The following is a 16,551-nucleotide window of genomic DNA, read 5'->3' on the forward strand; positions in this document are numbered from 1 at the left end:
AGTGCTCTGATAATGCCACCTTCGCTAAGATCAATGGACACTGACTTTGGAAAAGATATTAATGACAGCCACACCGGCAACGATAAGTCCAATACCCACGATACTGGCAGCATCAAGTTTTTGGCCAAAGAACACCCAGCCAGCCAAAGAAATTAATGCAATGCCCAAGCCAGCCCATATGGCGTAAGCAATGCCGACAGGGATGGTTCTTAGGGCCAGAGAAAGGAAATAGAACGCAAGCCCATATCCCAAAACGACGATCACACTGGGCCATAGTTTTGTGAATCCTACGCTCGCTTTTAAGCTGGATGTTGCAATGACTTCAGCAAGGATTGCCGCAACAAGGAAAAGCCAGTCTTTCATGAAAGCGCTCCTCGCATGGCTTTTGCTTGGCACCTGGAAAAACCCCCGCCCTAAGCATCCTCACCCTTGGTGAGATAACTGTGGAATGACCCCAAGGAGTCAAGACCAAAATTTGCGTTATTGCCAACGCGGTGCTCTCGGCTTGTCTGTCCCCATCGAGAGAGCAATGACTGGTGACCCTTCAGCCTTCGCTTCAGGCCTTGACAACCGGCTTTGGGCCTGAAGAGCGGAAGCAGTTTGGCGGTTGCCCTGAGGAAAGGCCTTCTTTTTTAAGCCGTTGTCCTTTTTCCTCTAATCAGACCCAGAGCCGGCAAGCTCTTCAAGTTATCAAAACCGTTGCTCTCCGGCCTATGCCTTTCCGCAGGCGGCTCCATAGGGGAAAAAGCGATAGACCCACCGCGTTCGTCTCGCCAGCTAAGCGGCCAATTTATGTTGAGACGCAACCGGGCTCATTTATCCAAACTCCTGGTGCGGCCTCTCGATGTTGTATTCTCGGATCCAGCCTTCGATGATCGCTATGACCTCATTAAAGGACGAAAACAGGTTGAGCGAGATACATTCTTCTTTCACCAAAACTGAGCGATTTACGCGCAAAAAAACCCACCTAATGGGCTAATTTTGCGTGGTATAGTGCGTTTGTCCGACACATCACATACCGCGCAAAAGTAACCCAAAAGGTGGGAGCTTCACAATGGGACGTACCACAACCGCGACAAAAAGCATAGCAGCGATTGACGGCGTTGAGGTGTTCCACGATACGCTCACGGGCCGCGTCGGTTTGCGTCTGTTTGTTCGCTATCTTCGCAACATCCAGGTCTTTCAGCAGATTGATACTTTCTTTGGATCCATGCGTCGTCGCCGCAAGGGGTAGCCGATCGTCGAGATTTTCAAACAGCTGCTGTGTTTTTTCATGGACGGCACGAGCCGGCACCTGGTTGACTTCGATGCCCTGGCCAAGGACGCCGGCCATGCCGCCGTGCCCCGAGTGTGAGCCAGGTGGAATGCTTTCCTTCTACGCCGTCAAAAGGTTCTTCTTCCGTTTTTGGTGGCCGCGCATTGACTTGTACCGCCATCTTTTGCAGCGGCTGTTTTTGTGGCGTCTTAAGCTGCAAGAGCCCGATCTGATGGTTTTGGGCATGGACACCATGGTCATGGACAACGACGAGGCCCGGGGAGGCCACGGCGTCAAGCCCACCTCCAAGCGTGTCAAAGGATTTCAGCCGCTGCAGATGACGTGGCAAAACCACATCATCGATGCCGTCTTTCGTCGCGGAGATGCCCATAGCCACAACGGCAAGAGGGTGGAGCGAATGGCACGCCATGTGGTGGCCAGAATCCGCAAGCCCAATCGAGCCGACGTGGCCATCATCGTTCGCATGGACAGCGAACTTTTTGACCAGAAGCTTTTCGAGGCTTTTGAAGATTTGAGCATTGGCGACATCTGTGGCGGCAAGCTGTATGGGCCGATCAAGGCATTTGTGGCCGAAGGCCAGTGGAACCAGGCCGCCTGGGGCCTCGACGAGCAAGGGAGCCACGTCTGGCACTACCTGGAGTTTGGCACAAGGTGCGGTCAGTGAAAGGCGTTTCGTCGAGCGCTGTTTTGCCGTCCGCTGGATCAAGATGCCCAGATGATGCTGCCTTTGGCCCGGCCCGACACGGGGTGGTCACCAACTGGGTATGGGACAGAGCATCCATGCGGCACTCACCAGGGCTGGATACGGTCCATGGCTTCAAGGGCAAGGGATTCTTGCCGAGGACCACGGCCGGGGCAGTGAGGAGTGGGTGCATCGGGCGCTGAAGGATTTCGGCTTCGAGCAGCTGCCTTTCAAGCGCTTTGCCCCCAATGCCGCCTTCTTCGACACGATGCTGGTGGCCTTTTTTCTCTACGAGAGCTTCAAGCACGACGTCTGCGCACCGGTAGTCGAGCCCGTTGGCTAGGCCACCACGCGGCGCCGTAGGGTGATGGACATCGCCGCCAAGATCGTGCGTCACGGCCGCCGTGTGGTGCTGAAAGTGACGGCGGCAACCTTTGAGGCCCTCCATTTCGAGAGGCTTTGGCACAAGAGCGGGGCGCCGCCTAGGTATCGCTGGGAGTAAGGGACGTCCGGCACCGAAGAATTTACCTACAAGTGGAGCGGTGTCTCTAAAAAGTCGTAAATTTGACGACATACTAAGCATCAGGGCTCATGCACAAAAAAATTGCACATTCAGTAGCTCAAGGATGACCATCGGAGTGCCAGAATCAACTCATCGGTGATCAGGCAGACGATCGCCGGCTCTTTCTCGTGTCAGAATCGCTTAAATTAGGGCTTGATAAGGTCCTCGAGTTGCTCTCGTAACCTAACCAATACGCCATATCTACAACTTTCTTGTTGATAAAAAGCATCCCAACGCTAGTATGAGAGTCGTTCCACTCAAGACAGTCTTTTGGGGCCGGGGATGGCCTTCAGTGCTTTCAACTGAGAGCCTGAGATGCCGCAGTATAGGGATTACACACGGGAGAATCGGCACGTTCGGGTCAGGTCCGCCGGACAGGAGCAATCCCCATCGGATAATGCCTTCTGCCGCGCCCAGGCGAGAACCATCGAGTCGGCCCCATCAACAGCATTGTGAAGCACCGGGAGAACGGCAGGTGGGTGCCGCTCCCATTCTTTGTGAAAAAATTACCGAGATGAAAGAGGAACTGGAGGCACAGGGGGCAAAGTCACCGAGAAAGGAAACGTCGCAATGAGTGAGAACAGGCTCTTACGCGAAGGACAGATTCTCACCGGGTCGCTGTTCAGCGAGCCAATGCGAGTGGAAACTCTTCGTGCGATTGGCCCCGACACGTGGGAGGCCGGGCTGGTCGGGACGCAATCGGAGCGATTCCGCAGGGTCACTCTCACGACCCGCGACATCGAGGGGCTTAACATTATCGATGTTCGGCACTCCTACGATGGCGACGGGCGTCTTCTTCGCCTTGGGCTGCAAGCGTACGCCCTTGGGCTAGCCTACGAATTCGATCCCTACTTCGGCCTCTCCATCTCCCGCGTGGACCCGCTGCCTCATCAGCTCGAGGCGGTTTACGACTACCTCCTCAAGCTTCCCCGGGTGCGGTTCCTCTTGGCCGATGACGCCGGAGCCGGGAAAACGATCATGGCCGGCCTCTTGATCCGCGAGCTCGGGCTCCGGGGCCTCGTGGACCGGATCCTCATCGTTTGCCCCGCCAACCTGTCCTTTCAGTGGCAGCGTGAGCTCAAGGAGAAATTTGACGAGGAGTTTTTCGTCCTGAAGGGCAGCGACATCCGAGACCAATTCGGCGTGAACCAGTGGCTGAAGCAGAAGCGAGTCATCACCTCACTCGACCTGGCCAAGCGCGAGGAAATCCTTCCCGGGCTACGGCAGGTCCATTGGGACCTGGTTATCGTCGACGAGGCGCACCGCATGTCGGCGGTCGACGAGGCCCACAAGAGCCTCCGCTATAAGCTGGGCGAGATCCTGAGAGACACGGCGGACCACATGCTTCTGCTCACGGCCACGCCGCATAAAGGCGATCCTACAAACTTCAGCCTCTTTCTCCAGCTTCTCGATGCGGATGCCTACGCGGACGTCCGGTCCATTCGCGAGGCCATGGAACGCCGCCGCGCGCCCTTCTACCTACGCCGCACGAAGGAAGCGATGGTCTACTTCCCGGAGCGCCGCCCGGACGGTACATGGGTGGCCGAGAAGATCTTCACCAAGCGTATTCCGCACACGGTGAAGTTTCAGATCGATGGACCGGAATTCGACCTTTACCGAAACGTCACGTCTTTCGTAAAGCAACAGAGTGCCAAGGCCGCCGCCCAGGGCGATGACCCGCGGGCCCGCGCCATGGGCTTCTTGATGTCGCTCTATCAGCGCCGGCTGGCCTCTAGCACCTATGCGATGCGGCGCTCGCTCCAGAGCCGAGCCAAGCGTCTTGAGGAAAGGTCGAAGCAGGCTCAGGACCAGGCGAAGCCTGAACTTCCGGATCTTCCTGCCCCAGATGAGCTCGACGAAATGGAGGAGGGCGATTGCGAGCGCCTCGAAAAGATTCTCGAGGCCGTCACCCTCACGGACAACGCCCAGCAGGTCCAGGAGGAAATTCAAAAGCTCAAGGAACTGGCGGCCCAGGCTAAGTCGGTCGAGAACTCCGGCGCAGAGGCCAAGCTGACGAAGCTCAAGGAGCTGCTCCAACAGGAAGGCTTTTTCGACCACCCGGAAAAAAGGCTGCTCCTTTTCACCGAGTTCAAGGACACACTCGATTACCTGGTGGCTCGACTGAAGTCCTGGGGTTTCCGGGTTGGGTGCATTCACGGTGGAATGAAGCCCGGGACACGTGACGAGCCGGGCACCCGACTCTATGCCGAGCAGCAGTTCAAGGAGGGTGCGACACAGATTCTCGTCGCGACCGAGGCGGCCGGCGAGGGAATCAACCTGCAGGTCTGCAATATCCTTTTCAACTACGACATCCCGTGGAACCCGAACCGGCTCGAACAGCGAATGGGCCGTATCCACCGCTACGGCCAGCGCAAGGACTGCCTGATCTTCAACTTCGTGGCCACCAACACCATCGAAGGTCGGGTGCTGCAGCGCCTGCTAGAAAAACTCCAGGAGATCCGAGATGCCCTTGACGACGATGCCGTCTTCAACGTGGTCGGCGAGATTCTCCCTGCTGCCCATGTCGAGAGGGTTCTACGAGACTATTACGCCGGACGCCTGGGCGATGCCGACCTCGAAGAGCGGTTGCTTCAAAATGTGGACGAAGGCGAGTTCCGTCGTATTTGTCAAAACGCCCTCGAGGGGCTGGCCTCGAAGAAACTCAACCTGAGGATGCTCATCGAGCGTAAAGCCCGGGCTCAGGAGCGGCGCGTCGTACCGGAGACCATTGCTCGGTTCATCCGCGAGGCGGCCGAGTTCGTGCCGTTCACCATCAAGAACCTTCCAAGTCTTCCCCACTCCTTCGAGCCGGGCCGCACACCAACGGTGCTTCACCACTACGAAAGGGATCCGAACTGGAAGTTGCCGTCGCTGGCACCGAAGTACCCTCGCTGCTCCACGGATCGAGAGACCGCCGAGAAGAACAACCTGGAATGGGTCACGCCGGGACACCCACTCTTTGAGGCGATTCGGCGGCACATTTACGCACAGGCTCTTGAGGTCTTCAACAAAGGGGCGTCCTTCTACTCCCTGCAGCACGAAGAGCCCGCTCGAATCGACTTTTACCGTGCCCGCGTCGTGGATGGCCTCGGCCAGGTGATCCACGAGCGGCTTTTTGCAGTTGAGGTCACAAACGACGGCGAACCGGTTCTGCGAGAGCCTCTTCTCTTGGGAAACCTTATCCCGGCGGCGCCGCCGGCTACGTTACCAGCTGTGGCTACGGCCGCCGAGCCCACGGTCTGGCTTAACGAGCATGCCCTGGCCCCCTTTCTGGAAGAGGTACGCGCCGAACGCGTCACCGAGCTGAACCGGATTGCCAAGCACGTGGAGCTCTCGCTGACCGAGCTTCTCCAAAAGGCCGACGAGGATATTGGAAAGGCCCAAGAGAGTGTGGAACGGGGTGAGCAGGGTGCGGAAGGCCGGCTCGCCCTGGCGGAGGCCCGCCACGAGAAGCTTCTCAAGCGACGGGAGCGGCGACGAAGGGAACTGGACCAGCAGCGCGCACTGTCCTTGCAGGCGGTTGAGCGCATCGCCAGCGTTCTCGTTCTCCCCCATCCTGAACGCGAGGCGCCCGAGGTCCAGCGGCTGCAGCCAAACCCGGAGACCGAAGCCACGGCCATGCGGGTCGTCATGGAGTATGAACGAGCCCAAGGGCGACAGGTCTACGATGTTCACGAAAAGAATTTAGGGTACGACATCACGAGCGTCGATCTCAACTCGGGCGAGCTGCGGCTGATCGAGGTGAAGGGTCTGGCGGGTGCCACGGGCAGGATCCTCCTCACTCCAAACGAGCGTCGTGTGGCCGAGGACCGACGCGATTGCTATTGGCTTTACATTGTCACCGACTGTGACACCAATCCCGAACTGCAGGAGCCGATCAAGGACCCCGCTCGCTTAGCGTGGCACGAAGTCACGAAAGTAGCGCACTACTACCTGTCGGTGAATGCCCTCACCTGCCCTATGCAGGTGCGGGAGGACTCGCCACCGTATGGAAACACAAGATGAAGATTCGAAAGATCACGTTGAAAAACTGGAAGAACTTCGCCCATGCGGAGGCAGAGATCCGCGACCGCCGGTTTCTGGTCGGCCCTAATGCGTCGGGCAAGTCCAACTTTCTGGACGCGTTCCGTTTTCTTCGTGATCTTGCATCCACCGGCGGTGGGCTTCAAGAGGCTGTCCGTCGCCGCGGTGGCGTGAGCGCTATTCGGTGCCTTGCGGCGCGGCGCCAATCGGAGGTTAGGATTCACGTCATGGTCGAAAATGGCCGGGGTTACTGGGACTACGAGCTCTCATTCGGCCAAAACAAACAACGTCAGCCCTTGGTGCGAACGGAACGTGTCCGCCATGGGGTCAAGCTGCTGCTTGAGCGGCCGACCTTCGAGGACCGCGCCGACCCGATACGGCTTACGCAGACCTACATCGAACAGGTCAATGTCAACCAGCCGTTTCGTAGGCTGGCTTCGTTCTTCGCGAGCATTCGTTACCTGCACATCGTACTGCAACTGGTAAAGGAACCCGATCGCGCAACCGGACGTGAGAATGACCCTTTCGGTGGTGATTTCCTGGAGCAGGTTGGGAAGACATCGGAGCGCACGCGGTCTGTTCGGCCTAAACGGATTCTGAACGCGCTGAAGTTCGCGGTCCCACAACTGAATGAGATTGAATTGTTCCGCGATGAGCGCGGCACGCCGCACCTGCGTGGCAAGTACCACCACTGGCGCCCAAAAGGGGCACGGCAGACCGACGAGCAGTTCTCTAACGGTACTCTTCGTTTGACTGGGCTTTTGTGGGCAACACAGGACAAGAAGGGGCCGTTGCTTCTTGAAGAGCCGGAGCTCTCGTTGCATCCCGAGATCATCTGCCGCCTTCCGCAAGTCTTCGCCCGCGCCGGGCGCCGAACAGCGCGTCAGATTTTCCTTAGCATGCATTCTCCGGACTTGCTTCGAGATGAGGGGATCGGGCTCGACGAAGTGCTGCTTCTTGTCCCCAAAAGCGAAGGCACGGAGTTCACGACCGCAGCCGCACATCAAGACATCCGCGACCTGCTGAAGGGAGGCCTGTCGCTGGCCGACGCCGTGATTCCCAAAACTCGGCCGAAAAAGGTTGAGCAACTTACCCTTTTTGGAGATGTGTGTGTATGCCACAGCCGATGATCATTTCCGTGGCCGTGGAAGGGCTTCTCGATGAAGCCGTTGCCTGTCGGCTCATAAACGATGTCGGTGGTCGTCTGGGGTCCGTGTACGGCAAACAGGGGAGACAGTCGCTGCGCAAAAAGATCGGTGGTTACAACAAAGCAGCCCGGCATGCGCTGTGGTTCGTGCTGGTCGACCTAAACGGGGACGCAGAATGTGCGCTGTTGCTACGAAAGAGCTGGTTGGACGCGCCTGAGCCCCGGCTTTGCTTTCGCGTCGCCGTACGCCAAGTCGAGGCTTGGCTCATCGCCGACCACGAGGCGTTGGCCACGTCCTTGGGCGTCGCGCGGAGTCTCGTTCCTTCTGACCCCGAAGCCCTCCAAAACGCGAAGGTCGAGATGGTCAACCTTGCGCGCAGATCGCGACGGAAAAACAGCCGTGCTGATATGGTGCCGCGTGAGGGCAGCGGCCGCTCGATCGGCCCCGCGTATGTCTCACGCCTGATCGAGTACGTCGAGCGACATTGGCGTCCCCATGTGGCTGCACAAAAAGCCGAAAGCCTGCGCCGCGCCATCACCTGTCTCGAGCGATTGATGAGGAACGCGACATGATCCCCAAAGAGTGCAAGCGATTGGCCGAAGTGGACTTTCCGATTGCCGATGTGTCTAAGCACGCGGCGCGGGAAAAGTCTATTCGCCACGGGCATCCGAGCACATTGCATCTGTGGTGGGCGCGCCGACCGCTCGCTTCCTGCCGCGCCGTCCTGTTGGGCCTGCTGTTGCCCGACCCCGCCGATCCCCATTGCCCGGACGACTTCAAGGCGCAGGCCCGACGAGTCCTTGCCACCCTTTACCAGGGGGCGGCGCAGTCGAACGACGGCGACCTCCGGCGCTGGCTGCTCAAGTTCATCGCCGACTTCGCTAACTGGGACCTGGCGGCAAACCGTAATTATCTCGACGTCTCCCGGGCGCTCGTGAAAGCAGCTCATAAAGACGAAACGCCGCTGGTCGTCGATCCCTTCGCCGGCGGTGGCTCGATTCCGCTGGAGGCCTTGCGGCTGGGCTGCGAAGCCTTTGCCAGTGACCTGAATCCCGTCGCATGCTTGATCCTCAAGGTCATGCTCGAGGACATCCCCCGCCACGGACCGAAGCTGGCCGAGGAACTGCGGCGTGTGGGCGCCGAGATCAAAAAGAAAGCAGAGGAGGAATTGGCAGAGCTGTACCCTTGCCTGCCGGAGGTCGAAGACCGTAGGCAGGCGCCGCACCCGGAACCAGGCAAATCATACGTGTACGCTCTGCGTTGTTCCGACAAGAGCATCTATATCGGTCTCGCGGATGACATTCCGCGCCGGATCAAACAGCACGAAGCAGGAGGCGTGGACCGGACATCGCGGAGACTTCCTGTCGAACTTGTCTATTGGGAGAAGTTCGACAGCCGCGAAGAAGCCGCAGAACTTGAGAAGAAACTCAAGAGCGGTTCCGGCCGGGAGTGGTTGAAAAAGCGCGTTGATGCTCCGCCTGCCTCCGCTCGCGCTTCGGCAGGTAAACCCATTGCCTATCTTTGGGCGCGCACGGTGCGATGTGAATCACCCAACTGCGGCGCCGAAATTCCCCTTGTGCGCTCCTTCTGGCTCTGCAAGAAGGCCAACCGCAAGTGGGCACTGCGGTATCAAGTGAAAAGGTATAAAGAAAAGGGCAAAAGCCCAGAGGTCGAGTTTGAGGTCTTCGCGCCGGAGAGCGAAAAGGATGTCCCGAACGGGACGGTCACGCGTGCGCGAGCGACCTGTCTGTGTTGTGGCGCGGTCCTGCCGCCCGAACGGGTGCGCGCGCAACTCGCTGCGCAGCGCGGTGGCGCGGATGTGGTTTTCGACCATAAGGGGCGGCGCACGGGCGGGGCCCGTCTGTTGGCGGTGGTGACACTACGGCCCGGTGAGCAAGGCAGGCCTGCCTGCCGGCAAGGCAGGCACTACCGCCTGCCCACCGAGCGCGATTACCAGGCCGTCTGGAAGGCGCAGCAGCGGCTCAAAGCGATTCTCGACGAATGGGAACGGGGCGGCAGAAAGGGCCTCTGCCCGGTGCCGGATGAGCCGACGCCAGAAGGCGGTGGCTCCGGTGCCGGTCGCGCGTTCAGCGTGCAAAAGTACGGCATGCTTCAGTGGGGTGACCTGTTCACGGCGCGGCAGAAGGTGGCGCTGGTGACGCTGGTGCGGCTGCTAACCCACCCCCCCACAGAGACGGAGGGCACGCACAAAAAAGTGCGGAACCAAGCCGTGCGGGGGGCACTGGCGTTTGCATTGAGCAAACTATGCGATTTTAGTTCGAGTCTTTCCCGTTGGGCAAATCACATGGAAAAGAGTGTTGCGACCTTTAGTCGGCAGGCTTTACCAATATTGTGGGATTGGGGAGAAGTGCTGCCCATCGGCGCTTCATCCGGCTCGTTAGTTGTTGCAGTGGATTGGGCCGCGAATGCATTGAGCACGGTCGTGACGATTGTCCATCAAGCGACTCAGGTTCAACTTGCTGACGCCACCGAGCACCCGTTGCCTGACGATGCAGCCACGGTCTGGTTCACCGATCCGCCGTACTACGACGCAGTGCCCTATGCGGATCTGTCAGACTTCTTTTTCGTCTGGCTCAAGCGGGCGCTGCCCGGCCATCCCCTGCTGCGTGACCCATTCAATCCGGAAAACCCGCTTACTCCCAAGGATCGGGAGGTGGTGCAGGACGAGCGCTCGCAAACCGATGACGGACGGCCAAAGGATAAGGCCTTCTACGAAGAAGCCATGGCCCGCGCCTTCGCCGAAGGCCGGCGGATTTTGCGGGAAGACGGTATTGCTTCCGTGGTCTTTGCCCACAAGACCACCGAGGGCTGGGAAGCGCTGCTTTCCGGGATGATCCGCGCCGGCTGGACAATCACGGGATCGTGGCCGATTGCCACGGAAAAGCCGGATCGGATGAGAGCCATGGAATCCGCAGCGCTGGCCACCAGTGTGCACCTCGTCTGTCGGCCGCGGCCAGAGGATGCGCCGGTTGGCGACTGGGCGGACGTGCTCCGCGAACTCCCAAAGCGTGTCGGCGACTGGATGGAGCGGCTTCAGCAGGAAGGCATCCGCGGGGCGGACCTCGTCTTCGCCTGCATCGGTCCGGCCTTGGAGATCTTCAGTCGGTACAGCCGGGTCGAAACCGCGGATGGCCGGGAGGTCAAGCTCGCCGAGTATTTGGAAAAGGTGTGGGAAGTGGTGGGACGAACGGCGCTGGAAAACGTGCTGGGCACGGCCGAGGCCAAAGCGCGCAATGGCGTGGCAGGGGCGCTGGAAGAAGATGCGCGGCTCACGGCGCTCTTCCTCTGGACGCTTCAATCCACCAACGGCCAAAACGGCCCAGGCGGGAAGGCGGACGAGGAGGCCAACGACGAGGACGGAGGCGACGAGGATGAAGAGGAAACCACCCCAAGGGGCAAGGCGAAGGGTTACAGCCTGGTCTTCGATGTGGTGCGCCGCTTCGCCCAGCCCCTGGGGATCGATCTTCCCAGGTGGGAAGGCCGGATCATCGAGACAAAGAAAGGGGTCGTCCGCCTCCTGTCTATCCACGAGCGGGCCAAGGTGTTGTTTGGCAAGGACGGGGCGGAGGCCATCGCCCGGCGACTGGAAAAGGCCCCCGCCGCAAACACTCGTCAGCTGGTGCTCTTCATGAATAGGGAGGTGACGGCGAAAGCCAAAGGGCGCGGTCGCGGGCGCAGGAAACCTGCCGTCAACGTGCCGGACTTGCCTGCCGCGACGCACGCGGCGCAGGCAGGCGAGGCCCTGGAGACCAGTCGCGAAGCGACGACGCTCGACCGGGTGCACATGGCGATGCTCCTTCAAGCCGGCGGTCGAGCCAACGCCCTGCGAGCTCTTTTGAAAGCAGAGCAGGGGCGCGGGCCGGACTTTTTGCGCCTGGCCAACGCGCTCTCGGCCTTGTACCCGAAGGGAAGCGAAGAAAAGCGCCTGCTGGATGCGATGCTCCTGGCAGTGCCGAGATGAGGGAAGGCTCATGCTGGAAACGTTGCGAATCCAAGGATTCAAGTCCCTTGCCGATGTTAGGTTAACGCTGCCGCCCCTCACGGTGCTGTTCGGCCCTAATGCCGCGGGCAAGAGCAACCTGCTCGATGCGCTGCAAGCACTCTCCCGCATTGGCACGCTACGGACGCTGTCCGACGCACTTGCGGAGCCTATCCGCGGCTACCCGATCGAGGCGTTTTCCTATCCCGCCGGCGGACTTCAGGAGTTGCTGAGCGCCAATCGTGCTTGCTTTAGTTTGGAAGCAGACCTCCGTGTGGGCAAGGATGCCTATCGCTACCGGATCGAAATATCCATCGAAACGGCCTCAGGGCGACTCACCGTCGCCGACGAGTACCTCGCTCAACTAAGCGCCCGGAGAGAGCCGAAAGGTCGGCCGGTGGTCGAACGGGTTGATTCAAATCTCCACATCCGTCGTAAAAGCAAACCCGCCCATCCCCGACAAGAGCCGCTCGGCCTAAATCACTCCGTCGTTTCTGATCCTCGTTTCGCCGGCGTGGAGTACCGGGCGCTGGAGCGCACGAGGCAAGAGCTCTCGGGCTGGAGGACATACTACTTGGATCCGCGGGTTGCCATGCGGGCCGCACGACCGCCATTGGATGTCCAAGACATCGGGGTCTTGGGCGGAGACATTGCCCCGTTTCTCTATCGCCTGAAAGGCGAGCGTCCGAAGGATTTTCAGGCGGTCGTACGGACCCTTCGCACGATCGTGCCCAGCGTTGAGGACCTCAGTGTCGACCTGGACAAACGGCGCGGCACACTGGACATCCTCGTGCGCCAGGCAGGCATCGACTACTCCTCGCGCATCGTTTCGGAGGGCACGCTACGCGTTCTCGCGCTTTGCGCAATAGTTGTAAATCCCTGGGCTGGTTCGGTGTTGGCATTCGAGGAACCTGAAAATGGCGTCCACCCGAGACGGCTAGAACTGATCGCGCGGCTGGTGACCTCTCTTGCGTTGGAAAGAAATCGCCAGGTGATAGTCACCACGCATTCCCCGCTTTTCTGTGATGCCATACTGAAGATTGCAAAGGACAAACCAAACAAGAACTTTGCGCTTTACAACGTCCGGCGTGAGGGCGCTGCAACAGTGGTTAGACCGTTTGATGTCTCAGGGCCCCTCTTTAAGGACATTGAAATTGCTGAGGCGCTCACGGCCGCAACCGAAGACGGCCTTTTTGAAAGTCTTATGCTTCGAGGACTTGTCGATGAGTGAGCCGCTCATCATAGACCTCTTCGTCGAGGATCGAGCACATGAGGAATTCCTTAAGCCGCTGCTTTTTCGAATTGCAGCGGAGGAACAGGTTGCCGTCAAAGTGCGCGTGCGGTCGGCGCGTGGCGGTCATGCTCGCGCCGGCAAGGAGCTCCAGCTCTTTCTGCGACTCATCCAGAAAGGCGTGGAGGAATGCCCCGATCTCTTTGTCGTGGGCATCGACGGCAACTGCGAAAGGTTCACCAAGAAGAGGGACCAGATAGCTACTGCGACGGGCGAGGCTATTCCGGCTAAGGTGATTGCGGCTTGCCCGGATCCGCATGTCGAGTGCTGGTACCTAGCCGATCCGGATTCCTTTCAACAAGTCGTGGGTTACCGGCCAACCGTTGGCAAGACGAAGTGCGCCCGCGACCACTATAAGACAATTTTGGCCAATGCTGTGCGTCAAGGGGGCTATCCGCCAACCCTGGGCGGAATCGAGTTCGCAGCAGAGCTGGTCACTGCAATGGACTTGTATCGAGCCAGTAAAAACGATCCCTCACTGAAGGCGTTCTTGGGTGACCTGCGTGCCAAGCTGCGGCAGGCAAAAAGGAGGGACGAATAATGAAATTGCAGCCGTGGTACAAAGTCGCCACACCGCGAAAGGAGGTCCGGGAAGGACGATCATTCAACCCGGACGAGTTCGCCATCGCTCTCGAGCAGGTGGTGGCAAAGACGGCCCCGGAGGACTACAGCGACCCGGAGCAGTTCTTCGCTCGCACCTGCTTCACCAGGGCGCTGCGCGAGCACGCCGGTATGGTGCTACGAAGACTTTCGGGCGAGACCCATAACACCGCACCGGTACTGACCTTGATCACCCAGTTTGGGGGCGGCAAGACGCACACGCTGACCGCCCTGTACCACCTGACCACGAGCGCCGAAAAGGCGGCCGGCTACCCGGGAGTGTCCGAATTGCTGCGAGAGGCCGGTCTCACGTCGGTTCCCAAGGCGCGGGTGGGCGTGTTCGTGGGAAACGCCTGGGACCCGCAAGAAGGCCGCGAGACACCATGGATCGACATCGCCCGCCAGCTCGCGGGCGATAAAGGCGCCCAGGTGCTCGGAACCGCCGCAAAGACGACCCCGCCGGGAACGGAGTCCATCGGGCGCGTTTTCAAGGCGGCTGACGCGCCCGTCCTCCTCCTCTTCGACGAGGTGCTGAACTTCCTCAACCGGCATCGGGACATGGCGGAGTCCTTCCATGCCTTCATCCAGAACCTCACCGTTGCCACAACGGGAACGAGTCACGGTGCGGTGGTGATCAGCCTGCCGCGCAGCCAAGTGGAGATGACCGACTGGGACATGCAGTGGCAGGACAAGATCACCAAGGTGGTTCGTCGCGTCGCCAAGGACCTCATGGCCAACGACGAGGCGGAGATCAGCGAGGTTGTCCGCCGGCGGCTCTTCGAGGATCTGGGAAGCGAGCGTACTAGGAAGAACGTGGCCAAGGCTTTCGCCGACTGGTGCTTCAAGCGGCGCGCAGAGCTTCCACCCGAATGGACCGCCGTGGACACATTGGCAACGGAGGCCAAAGCGAGGGAGTTCCTTCTTCGCCGGTTCGAGGCGTGCTACCCGTTCCACCCGGCGACACTCTCGGTCTTCCACCGGAAGTGGCAGGCGCTCTCGCAGTACCAGCAGACGCGTGGGACGCTGGCGATGCTGGCCCAGTGGATCGCCTGGGCGTATCGCGAAGGCTTTACCAAGGCGCGGCGTGAACCACTGATCACGCTCGGTTCGGCGCCGCTGCATGATATGAGCTTCCGCAGCACGATTCTCGGCCAGTTGGGTGAGTCCCGGCTCGTTGCGGCCATCGAGGCGGACATCGCGGGCGAGCAGGCTCACGCCAAAGCGTTGGACGCCGACACCAAGGGCCCGCTCCGTGACATCCATCGCAGGGTTGGGGCGGCGATTCTCTTTGAGTCGTCGGGAGGCCAGACGGACAAGGTCGCGCACCTGCCGGAACTGCGCTTCGCCGTTGGCGAGCCCGAGGTGGACACAACGTCCGTGGACAACGCCGCCTTTGCCCTGGAGGACAAGTCCTACTTCATTCGGAAGGTGGGCTCCGACGGGTTCAAGATCGACTATCGGCCCACGCTGAAGAAAGTGGTCAGCGACCGGCGGGCGTCTCTGGACGAGGATACGGAGATCAAGCCGGCCATTTGTAAACTCCTCGAGGACGAGTTCCGCCGGGGGGCCAGTATTCCCGTCCTGCCGTTCCCCCGGGACGGCGCGGAGGTCCCGGATACGCCACGGCTGTTATTGGTCATCGTCGACCCTGAGGCCGAGTGGACGGACGACGGCTTGCTGCGGCAACAGATCGCCGAGTGGACCAAGCAGCGCGGAAAATCACCACGCCTCTATCCGGCATCGCTTGTGTGGTGCATCAAGAAGCCGGGCCGCGAACTGCGCGAGAAGGTAGAGCTTTGGCTTGCCTGGAAACGGGTCAAGAGGGAAGTGGACGACGGCACGCTGGCAGGGGATTTCCACCGAGGGGATCGCGCCGAACTTCAGTCGAAGGTCGCCGCGGCAGAAAATGCTGCCAGAGATGAAGTCTGGGGTGGGTATCGGTTTGCGGTGATCGCGGACCAACAGGAAGCCGACGGGCTCAAAATTATCGACCTGGGGGCTGGTCACTCCAGTAGTGGCGAGACCCTCTGCGGCCGGGTCCTTGCCGCGCTCAGGTCGGAGGCGTTCCTCAACGAGTCCGTCGGCGCGGGATACATCGATCGAAACTGGCCACCTGCTCTCAAGGAGTCCGGCGCGTGGCCGCTTGCAAGCTTGCGACAGAGTTTCCTCGACGGGTCACTCACGCGGTTGCTGGACCCTGATAAGACCCTGCGGCAAAAAATCGTCGAATTCGTCGAAAAGGGTGATTTCGGACTCGCCTCGGGGCAGAAGTCCGATGGTACCTACGAGAGGGTCTGGTTTCAGGAGGTCGTCAACGCCGACGAGGTTGCCTTCGAGTCCGATGTTTTCCTGCTGAAGAAAGCCAAGGCGCAGGCGCTCAAAGAGGGTGTTCCGGACCCCGAACCGCATTCCGAACCGGAGCCCCCTGTACCGCCAGGCGAACCAGGTTCTGGACCCGAGCCGCCTGTGCCGAATCCCCCGACGGTCCTTCCGCCGAGGACCATTCGGCTGGAAGGCGCTGTCCCACCAGAATTATGGAATCGGCTTGGGACAAAAGTCTTGCCAAAGCTCCGGTCAGGCGCCGATCTCAAGGTCGACGTGGTCTTCTCGGTCACGGTTGATCCTAATCTCGCAGGGAGCCTCACGTCGGACCTCCAACAAATCCTGCATGACCTCGGTTTGGCGGACAAGATACGCATCGAGGAGGGTTAAGGTCAGAGCGCTCTCTGGGTCCGGATCGGCTGGCCGAACGTCAACTTTTGGTCGCTCACTTTCTGCAGTTACGCCATCGGCCGCAATGCCCGCCCGGTGATGGCCGGCTGCCGTAAAATATCGGGAAGCACGAGGACGTGCTCCTTGATCTCGGGCGGGAGGCAGAGCAGCCCCATAACCCGGGTCACCCGGGGGGGCACCTGCCTACCGTGCTTGCTACCGCAGGCAGGAGTGATCCCCACCCGGCGTACGATAGC

The 16,551-nt window shown here is 60.1% G+C and carries 12 protein-coding genes; 9 read left to right on the plus strand and 3 right to left on the minus strand.

Going from position 1 to position 16,551, the window contains the following annotated elements:
- Positions 1–30 precede the first annotated feature (30 nt).
- From EDC27_RS10735 to EDC27_RS10745, 3 genes are all read right to left on the minus strand, one after another.
- Positions 31–363: a DMT family transporter gene (locus EDC27_RS10735; protein WP_123290635.1), complete on the minus strand. Its 333-nt coding sequence runs from the start codon at positions 361–363 to the stop codon at positions 31–33.
- Between the two features lie 453 nt (positions 364–816).
- Positions 817–933 (minus strand): integrase core domain-containing protein, encoded by a 117-nt coding sequence (locus tag EDC27_RS17075; protein WP_407923349.1) that lies wholly within the window; start codon positions 931–933, stop codon positions 817–819.
- A 34-nt stretch (positions 934–967) separates the two neighbouring features.
- Positions 968–1,333: a hypothetical protein gene (locus EDC27_RS10745; protein WP_123290637.1), complete on the minus strand. Its 366-nt coding sequence runs from the start codon at positions 1,331–1,333 to the stop codon at positions 968–970.
- On the opposite strand from EDC27_RS10745, the gene EDC27_RS10750 reads away from it, so the two are divergent.
- The 9 genes from EDC27_RS10750 to EDC27_RS10790 all read left to right on the plus strand — a co-directional run bounded on the left by EDC27_RS10750 (position 1,332) and on the right by EDC27_RS10790 (position 16,294).
- Complete coding sequence (locus EDC27_RS10750; RefSeq protein ID WP_123290638.1) at positions 1,332–1,940, plus strand: hypothetical protein; 609 nt, start codon at positions 1,332–1,334, stop codon at positions 1,938–1,940. The two genes, EDC27_RS10745 and EDC27_RS10750, sit on opposite strands and share 2 nt — an antisense overlap.
- Positions 1,941–2,040: 100 nt before the next feature.
- On the plus strand, positions 2,041–2,301 hold the full coding sequence (locus tag EDC27_RS10755; protein ID WP_123290639.1) for a hypothetical protein: 261 nt from the start codon (positions 2,041–2,043) through the stop codon (positions 2,299–2,301).
- Positions 2,302–3,090: 789 nt separating this feature from the next.
- On the plus strand, positions 3,091–6,525 hold the full coding sequence (locus EDC27_RS10760) for a helicase-related protein (RefSeq protein WP_123290640.1): 3,435 nt from the start codon (positions 3,091–3,093) through the stop codon (positions 6,523–6,525).
- Entirely contained in the window at positions 6,522–7,673 is a 1,152-nt protein-coding gene (locus EDC27_RS10765; protein ID WP_123290641.1) for an AAA family ATPase, read from the plus strand. Before EDC27_RS10760 ends, EDC27_RS10765 begins: the two co-directional genes overlap by 4 nt.
- A complete protein-coding gene (locus EDC27_RS10770; protein ID WP_123290642.1) occupies positions 7,658–8,263 on the plus strand; it encodes a hypothetical protein in 606 nt (201 codons plus the stop codon). The genes EDC27_RS10765 and EDC27_RS10770 overlap by 16 nt, the downstream gene beginning before the upstream one ends.
- A complete protein-coding gene (locus EDC27_RS16045) occupies positions 8,260–11,673 on the plus strand; it encodes a DUF1156 domain-containing protein (RefSeq protein WP_170161764.1) in 3,414 nt (1,137 codons plus the stop codon). The genes EDC27_RS10770 and EDC27_RS16045 overlap by 4 nt, the downstream gene beginning before the upstream one ends.
- Before the next feature lie 10 nt (positions 11,674–11,683).
- The gene (locus EDC27_RS10780) at positions 11,684–12,922 is read left to right on the plus strand and encodes an AAA family ATPase (RefSeq protein ID WP_170161765.1); all 1,239 of its coding nucleotides are present in this window, start codon (positions 11,684–11,686) and stop codon (positions 12,920–12,922) included.
- Positions 12,915–13,523 carry a DUF4276 family protein gene (locus EDC27_RS10785; RefSeq protein ID WP_170161766.1) on the plus strand — a complete coding sequence of 203 codons (609 nt, stop codon included), beginning with the start codon at positions 12,915–12,917 and terminating at the stop codon, positions 13,521–13,523. Before EDC27_RS10780 ends, EDC27_RS10785 begins: the two co-directional genes overlap by 8 nt.
- The gene (locus EDC27_RS10790; RefSeq protein WP_211334870.1) at positions 13,523–16,294 is read left to right on the plus strand and encodes a DUF499 domain-containing protein; all 2,772 of its coding nucleotides are present in this window, start codon (positions 13,523–13,525) and stop codon (positions 16,292–16,294) included. The genes EDC27_RS10785 and EDC27_RS10790 overlap by 1 nt, the downstream gene beginning before the upstream one ends.
- Positions 16,295–16,551 lie beyond the last annotated feature (257 nt).

Origin of the sequence: Desulfosoma caldarium, assembly GCF_003751385.1 — a bacterium.
Lineage (GTDB): Bacteria > Desulfobacterota > Syntrophobacteria > Syntrophobacterales > DSM-9756 > Desulfosoma > Desulfosoma caldarium.

Excerpts from the sequence above, each read along its gene's own strand:
- EDC27_RS10790 (WP_211334870.1), top strand. The coding sequence starts at position 13,523 with ATGAAATTGCAGCCGTGGTACAAAGTCGCCACACCGCGAAAGGAGGTC.
- EDC27_RS10735 (WP_123290635.1), bottom strand. The coding sequence starts at position 363 with ATGAAAGACTGGCTTTTCCTTGTTGCGGCAATCCTTGCTGAAGTCATT.
- EDC27_RS10770 (WP_123290642.1), top strand. The coding sequence starts at position 7,658 with ATGCCACAGCCGATGATCATTTCCGTGGCCGTGGAAGGGCTTCTCGAT.
- EDC27_RS10760 (WP_123290640.1), top strand. The coding sequence starts at position 3,091 with ATGAGTGAGAACAGGCTCTTACGCGAAGGACAGATTCTCACCGGGTCG.
- EDC27_RS10765 (WP_123290641.1), top strand. The coding sequence starts at position 6,522 with ATGAAGATTCGAAAGATCACGTTGAAAAACTGGAAGAACTTCGCCCAT.
- EDC27_RS10745 (WP_123290637.1), bottom strand. The coding sequence starts at position 1,333 with ATGGCCGGCGTCCTTGGCCAGGGCATCGAAGTCAACCAGGTGCCGGCT.
- EDC27_RS10750 (WP_123290638.1), top strand. The coding sequence starts at position 1,332 with ATGCCGCCGTGCCCCGAGTGTGAGCCAGGTGGAATGCTTTCCTTCTAC.
- EDC27_RS10785 (WP_170161766.1), top strand. The coding sequence starts at position 12,915 with ATGAGTGAGCCGCTCATCATAGACCTCTTCGTCGAGGATCGAGCACAT.
- EDC27_RS10755 (WP_123290639.1), top strand. The coding sequence starts at position 2,041 with ATGGGACAGAGCATCCATGCGGCACTCACCAGGGCTGGATACGGTCCA.
- EDC27_RS16045 (WP_170161764.1), top strand. The coding sequence starts at position 8,260 with ATGATCCCCAAAGAGTGCAAGCGATTGGCCGAAGTGGACTTTCCGATT.
- EDC27_RS10780 (WP_170161765.1), top strand. The coding sequence starts at position 11,684 with ATGCTGGAAACGTTGCGAATCCAAGGATTCAAGTCCCTTGCCGATGTT.